This window comes from Citrobacter sp. VF227 (genome assembly GCF_052950715.1).
In genome coordinates, this window is sequence record NZ_JBRFVF010000083.1 from 1 (window position 1) to 772 (window position 772).

The 772-nt window shown below is 56.2% G+C and carries 1 protein-coding gene; it reads left to right on the forward strand.

Annotated features, from left to right (window positions below):
- Positions 1-772: IS21 family transposase (gene istA, locus ACU8YC_RS25160; RefSeq protein WP_446895981.1), on the forward strand; the 772-nt coding region annotated here is incomplete at both ends.

Below are 772 nucleotides of genomic sequence, written 5' to 3' on the forward strand. Positions count from 1 at the left end.
GCGAAGTCGAGGTGGAGGTTGCCGGGCAGCGGTGCAAAGTTAACTTCGCGGTTAATACGCTGGGGTTCTCCCGCCGCTTCCATGTCTTCGCCGCGCCAAAGCAGGATGCTGAGCACACCTACGAGTCACTGGTTCGCGCCTTCCGCTACTTCGGTGGCAGTGTAAAAACAGTGCTGGTTGATAACCAGAAAGCCGCGGTGCTGAAGAATAACAACGGGAAAGTGGTGTTCAACTCAGGGTTCCTGTTGCTGGCCGACCACTATGACTTCCTGCCCCGGGCCTGCCGTCCGCGCAGGGCCAGAACCAAAGGCAAAGTGGAACGGATGGTGAAATATCTTAAGGAGAACTTCTTCGTCCGGTACCGCAGGTTCAACAGCGTCACCCATGTAAACCAGCAACTGGAGCAGTGGATGGCTGAAGTTGCTGATAAACGGGAGCTTCGCCAGTTCAGACAAACACCAGAGCAGCGCTTCGCGCTGGAACAGGAGCATCTGCAGCCGCTGCCGGATACGGACTTCGATACCAGCTACTTCGACATCCGCCATGTGTCCTGGGACAGCTATATCGAAGTTGGCGGCAATCGTTACAGCGTTCCCGAAACGCTGTGTGGCCAGCCGGTCTCGATACGAATATCGCTGGATGATGAGTTGCGGATCTACAGTAATGAGCAACTGGTGGCATCACATCGTCTCTGCTCAGCATCGTCCGGCTGGCAGACAGTGCCGGAACATCATGCCCCGCTCTGGAAGCAGGTCAGCATGGTAGAACATCG